5 protein-coding genes are annotated in these 5,993 nt (G+C 52.9%); all 5 read left to right on the top strand.

Going from position 1 to position 5,993, the window contains the following annotated elements:
- A partial coding sequence (locus ACJROR_RS12695) for a type IV secretory system conjugative DNA transfer family protein (protein ID WP_406547367.1) occupies positions 1-765 on the top strand: 765 nt, incomplete at its 5' end.
- Positions 755-1,291, top strand: coding sequence for a conjugative transfer signal peptidase TraF (gene traF / locus ACJROR_RS12690; RefSeq protein ID WP_406547365.1), 537 nt, complete (start codon positions 755-757; stop codon positions 1,289-1,291). The genes ACJROR_RS12695 and traF, both read left to right, overlap by 11 nt.
- A gap of 9 nt (positions 1,292-1,300) precedes the next feature.
- A complete protein-coding gene (locus ACJROR_RS12685) occupies positions 1,301-3,574 on the top strand; it encodes a DNA topoisomerase (RefSeq protein WP_406547364.1) in 2,274 nt (757 codons plus the stop codon).
- Positions 3,571-4,206: a 3'-5' exonuclease gene (locus ACJROR_RS12680; RefSeq protein ID WP_406547362.1), complete on the top strand. Its 636-nt coding sequence runs from the start codon at positions 3,571-3,573 to the stop codon at positions 4,204-4,206. Before ACJROR_RS12685 ends, ACJROR_RS12680 begins: the two co-directional genes overlap by 4 nt.
- Before the next feature lie 10 nt (positions 4,207-4,216).
- Positions 4,217-5,993, top strand: a 1,777-nt coding sequence (locus ACJROR_RS12675; protein WP_406547360.1) for a zincin-like metallopeptidase domain-containing protein, incomplete at its 3' end; no start/stop codon positions are given.

Here is a 5,993-nt window from a genome sequence, read left to right as displayed (position 1 = left end):
GAATTTCCGTCCTTGGGCAAGCTGGACGTAATGCAGGAATCTCTGGCCTTTGTGGCCGGTTACGGCATCAAGTGCTACCTCATTTGTCAGGATCTTTCTCAGCTTAAATCCAATGAGAGCGGCTACGGACAGGAAGAATCGATCACGTCTAACTGCCACATTCAAAACGCCTATCCCCCGAACCGCATGGACACGGCCAAATACCTCTCCGAGCTTACCGGACAGACAACCATCGTAAAGGAATCCATCACGAAGAGCGGGAGCGGCTTCAACGTTTCAACGTCCCGGACGATTCAGGAGGTGCAGAGACCCCTGCTGACTCCTGATGAGTGCATGAGGCTCCCTTCACCTAAGAAGAACGACAAGGGAGACATCATCGAGGCCGGGGACATGCTGATTTTTGTTGCGGGTTTTCCGGCAATTTACGGGAAGCAGCCCCTGTATTTCATGGACAGCGTATTCAGGGATCGCTCAAGGATCGCGGCTCCGGACAATTCCGATTTTATAGCGGCAAAGGATCGGGACTACGACCCCAATGAAGATCTCAAAGCCGAAACCAAGGCTCAATTCACGGAAGTGGATGACAACCCCTTTGACGATGAAGAACCGGAGCTTAAGGAATATGACGCCGGTAAGGTAATCCCCACTGTCGCCGAGGAAAAAGCCGATAAAGAGAACGAAAACGCAAAATTTGAGGGCAAACCGCTGCCTGAAACCATAGAGGAGCTTGGCGAATACAAGTATGAATCCACCGATGAAAAGTAAGGCATCCCTAGTTCATATCTGCGGCATCGCAGGCGTGTTTTGCCTGACTATGCTGGCTCTCGCATATACGAGAGAGCATTACGTGCAGAACTGGACTTCATCAATGCCTCCCGGGCTTTACAGAAAGCACCCGGTATCCCCAAAGCTTCATGCCGGTGACATTGTGCTCCTGTGTCCGGAAAAGACTCCGCTTCTGGAGGAGGCCCTGAATCGCAGGTATTTAATGGACGGAGACCGGCAATGCTGGGTAACTCCCTTAATCAAACGCGTGGCCGCCTGCGAGGGCGACACGGTTAAAACCACGGCTTCCGGAATAACCGTAAATGACACCCTGATCCCCAACAGCAGGGCCAAAAGCTCCGATTCAAAAGGGCGGCTTCTTCCGGTGTGGTCTTTTGAGGGCACATTAGCGGACGGCGATCTTCTCGTGTTAACGGATCGCCCTAACAGCTTCGATTCCCGGTATTTCGGCCTGCTCCGTACCAGCGACGTGGTAAGCAGGCTCACCCCGGCAATCACGTTTTAGGAGACAGAAATGAGACTTATTATTGCGGAAAAAAACAGCGTGGGCCGGGCTATTGCCGGGGTCATCGGCATCAAAACCACCGAGACCGGCTATATCAAATGCTCTGACAGCGCTGAAACCGTCGTTACCTGGGCTTCCGGACATATGTATCAGATGGCCGGACTTGATGAATATACTCCGGCAGACGTTCCTACGGGCAAGAACGGCAAAAAGGTGTGGCGGTTCGAGGAGCTTCCGGTATTTCCGGAAACGTGGATCCTAAATAAGGATCCCGGAAAACGCGAACAGACAGAGCTTATTGAAGAGCTTATCGGAAAAGCCGATGTTGTCATAAATGCCGGAGATCCCGACAGAGAAGGGCAGCTCCTTATTGATGAAATTATCTGGGAATCACCAAACAAGCCCAAAACCTACCTGCGGTACTGGGCAAATGCCATAGACCGGAAATCAATCGAGAACGCCCTTAACAATCTGAAGCCCAATGATGATTATCAGGGCATGTGCAATGCTGCCGAGTACCGGAGAAGAGCCGACTGGCTGGTAGGCATCAACCTTTCGCGGGCCTACTCAATCGCCAATCATCACCTCTCAAATGTGGGGAGAGTCATGACTCCCACGTTGCAGCTGGTCGCTGACCGGGATCTTGAGATCGAGAATTTCAAACCCGCCGATTATTACGAGCTCTGGGCAGATTTCGGAGCCTACAAGGGGATATTCCTTCCTGATGAATTACAGGAAGGCACTGACCATGAAGGGAGACTCACTGACAAAAGCGTAGCCGACAAAATCTCCGCGGAATGCTCCGGAGCGGACTCCGAAATCACCTCATATTCCTCCGAGGAGAAGGAGATTCAGCAGCCTTTGGGCCTCAATCTTGCCGACATCACGGCTGCGGCCTCCGCTAAATTCGGTTTTTCCGCCAAAAGGACGCTGGAGCTCTGTCAGTCTCTCTACGAGATGAAGTTTCAGTCCTACCCCCGCACTGACAGCAAATATCTTCCGGAGAATCAGTATGCCGATGCCGCAGGTGTTCTGGAAACCATCAAAAGGCTCCTTCCGGATCTTGCGAAGGAAATCGCGGGAGCGGATCCCTCCATACACTCCAGAACATGGAACACGGAGAAAACCACGGCCCACCACGCCATTATCCCGGTTGCGGCAGATCCCAGCGAAACCGACATTACCCAGATCGGGGAGGATGAACGAAAGATCTTCGAGCTGGTATGCCGTAACTACATTGCCCAGTTTTATCCGGCTTCCCGGGTTCGCAAAACCGTGATCAGAACTCAGGTCAGAAATTACACCTTCGAGTCCCGGGGAACCGTGGCGGAAAATCAGGGATGGAAAGCCGTCTATGACGACGGCGGGGAGGAGAAGGAGGAACTTCAGGAGCTTCCGACCGTCCGGGAGGGCGACCATGTGAAATGCCTCTCGGTATCCTCGCAGACCAAAAGGACAAAAGCCCCGCCGAAATTTACCGAAGGATCTCTGATAAAGGCCATGGCTAACGTCTATCAGTATATCGACGATCCGGAAATCAAAAAGATCCTGCGTGACGGCGACGGCATCGGAACCAGCGCCACCCGGGCCGCCATCATTGAAAAACTGAAGGCGAAATTTATCCGGGAGGAAGGCAAGTTCATTGTGAGCACTCCAGAAGGCCGGAACCTTCTCAAAGAAGTCTCCGAATCCCTTACTTCTGCCGTTACCACCGCCCTGTGGGAACGGGATCTCAGCCTGATCTCCGAAGGCGCCCAGCCGCATGATTTTGAACGCAGGATCTGCGACTTCGTTCTTACCGAAGTCACCAAGGCCAAGGAGAACTATGTGCCGGGAGAATACAAGGGGACTCCCACGGACTTTAAATGTCCCGAATGCGGAAAACCCCTGTATTCCAAAAAGTTCAGCTGGTGCTGCGATGAATGCGGCGTAAAGCTCTCCAAGGAGATGTTTTCCTACAGCCTGACAGATACCGACCTTAAAAACGCTTTAGCCGGAACCGGTAAGGTGCTTGATAAAAAGTTCAAGAGTCTCAAAACCGGCAAGGTGTTCTCCGGAAAAATCGTCTACAAGAAGGAATCAAAGAACCTTTCCATTGAATTTGAAAACCGCCCCCTGGACAGCAAGTACAAGTGTCCGCGGTGCGGGAAACCGCTGATGCGGCTGGCCAGCAAGATCATGAAGGGCTCCTTCTGGTGGTGCTGTTCCGGTTACCCGAACTGCAAGCTTAAATTCAAGGATGCAAACGGCAAGCCCATGATAAACGAGGAAAAGAAGCAATGAAGGAAAAATGCTACGTTGATGTAGAAACCACGGGACTGGATCCGAAAACCGACGAGGTGATCCAGATTGCCATATGCGACAGCGCGGCAAACTGGGAGCTCTGCACCTATGTGCGGCCCCTGCGCCACGCATCGTGGGAGGAGGCTCAGCTGATTAACGGCATCACCCCGGAAATGGTGAAGGACGCTCCGACTCTCGATTCTCTGGAGAACGAGCTTCGGAGCATATTCCGGGACAGGATCTTCGCCGCCTATAACGCTCAGTTTGACGCGTCCTTTCTCTGCCGTTTCTTTGAGAACACGGACATTCACGACGTCATGACCCGGTTTATGAGCATCGCGCAAAAACCCCGCATGAAGCTGACCGACGCCCTGAATACCCCCGAGGTGCGGCAGCATTACCCGCACTACCGCATGGGGAAGTCTCATAACGCCATGGAGGACGCATGGGGCTGCATGGTCTTGGATCTGTACTGCGGCGCCGCAGCCGCAAAGGAAACAGCTTCCGAGCTTCTCAATCTCTCAGAACCCATCGGGATCGGCTCTTTCCCCGATGACATCAGCGCTGCCGCTGAGTTTGCCAGGAGCCATGAATTTAACGCCATCTTAGATTTCATTAAACACGGAAAATAAGGAACTTAAAATGAGCAATTTTCTCGAACTTCTTAATGTTGCACTCTATTTCGAGCCACGCACTCCGGTAATGACCGCTGACAGCAGCGCCCCCGTTACCGCCGTTTTCGGCGAGGCCGCAGCCGATCAGGTATTACGCCTTTACAGATCCGGCGAGCCGTATCAGACCAACCTGTCTCTGGCTCACAGCTACGTCTCCGGCTTCTGTGCTCCTGACACGGAAAACACCAGCATTTTCGAGGTGGACGATACGGCCTCCCGGTTTTCCTTTAACGTCAAGACCGGAAAAATCACCATCCCTTCCCGGGCAGCCAATCCTGAACTTTACCGGGATCACGGCAGGTTTTATAACCAGCTCTTTCATGAAATCAGCCATTACCTCCGGAGTCAGCAGGGAGCAATAGGACAGATCACCAGCAAGCATTCTCCCGAATACGCCCGGGAGGAGGTTATTGCCGAAATGACCGCCTGCAAGATGATGGTCAATAGCGGCTTCCCCGTGCAGTATATTCAGACCTCCGCCCAGTACATTGACGCATGGGCCAATGAATATGTGAAGGATCTTCCTGATATCGAAAAGGAGGTTACGAAGGAGCTTCTGATCAAGGAAGCGGAAACCGCCGCAGACGCCTCCATGAAGATGATTCACTCCAATATCGCCGTCAATCAGTACAAGGAGACCAATCAGGATCTCAAAATCCGGCTTATTGTTCCCCTGGACGAATCTCCTGAGGCCGAAAGACTGGGCGCCAAAAGAGACTCCCGCGGCTACTTCATCAGATTTACCGATAACAGAGAGCAATTTGCCAAGTGGTTCCCGGAAGAGACCCTCGGTTCATCAATCAGAATCGCCGAGAAGGTGGTTTCGGAAATTTCCGATCCCGAGCTCCGGAACGCCCGGGAAAATGATCTCCGGGAAGCGGAAAGGGCCGCTCAGAACAGATTGGCCGAGAAAGCTCAGCAGGAGGCCTCAAAGGTTCATCCCCGCAGCAATGCCGACCTTCGGGAAGAAATTTCCTCTCGCCAAACAGAAAAGAGCAATGCCCCCAATGCTGCCGGCGGAAATTCCGGCGTTACCACCGATCCCGTTAACGGCGTCACCGCAGGCAATGCTAACGATGCCGCAATTACCGAATTACAGAGAACGATAGCAGATCTTCAGAAACAGATTGAGACTCTGCAAAAACAGAATGAGCAAAAACAGAATGGGGAATTCAGAAATGGAAGCAAGCAGCATACAGACAGTCAAAACGAAGATTCACGAAGCCCTTCAGGAGACCCTGAATCAGCACTACAGCAAGGGACTGGACAAAACCGGAGCGGAGGAACTCATGCAGACTCGCTGGGAGACCATCTCGGAGGAGCTTCTTCAGGATCGCCTGCCGGAAGCCCGGATCATCAGCAGTCTGATGTTCGAGCTATGGGAGGACAACATGACGGAAATGGAAACCCTGCTCCGGATCATCTGGGAGGACAATCCGGAGAACCTTCAGGACGATCTGATAACAGTAGCCGCGTGGACGGGGAATCTCGAAACGCCCAGGAACAGCCGGAAACTCCTGATGGAGCTCGTGGAGACCGTGCGGGAGAGAACAGAGCAGGAGATGGTCCCGAACCCCGGGATCTTTCAGGAGTCGGGGATCGGAACGCTGGCAGCGTTCATGAAGCAGAATTACGAGAATCAGCCGGAAATGCAGATATACCGGTGGTGGATGACGCAGGATCCCGATCTTCTGAAGAATCTGTATTACCGGGAGAGTCAGATACCGGGATCCGGGGACAGACTG

Source organism: Succinimonas sp., from assembly GCF_045225735.1.
Classification (GTDB): domain Bacteria; phylum Pseudomonadota; class Gammaproteobacteria; order Enterobacterales; family Succinivibrionaceae; genus Succinimonas.
This window is presented reverse-complemented; position numbering and strand designations above follow the sequence as displayed.

Bases quoted from the DNA above. Each gene is read 5' to 3' on its own strand.
- traF (WP_406547365.1), top strand. From the start codon at position 755: ATGAAAAGTAAGGCATCCCTAGTTCATATCTGCGGCATCGCAGGCGTG.
- ACJROR_RS12685 (WP_406547364.1), top strand. From the start codon at position 1,301: ATGAGACTTATTATTGCGGAAAAAAACAGCGTGGGCCGGGCTATTGCC.
- ACJROR_RS12680 (WP_406547362.1), top strand. From the start codon at position 3,571: ATGAAGGAAAAATGCTACGTTGATGTAGAAACCACGGGACTGGATCCG.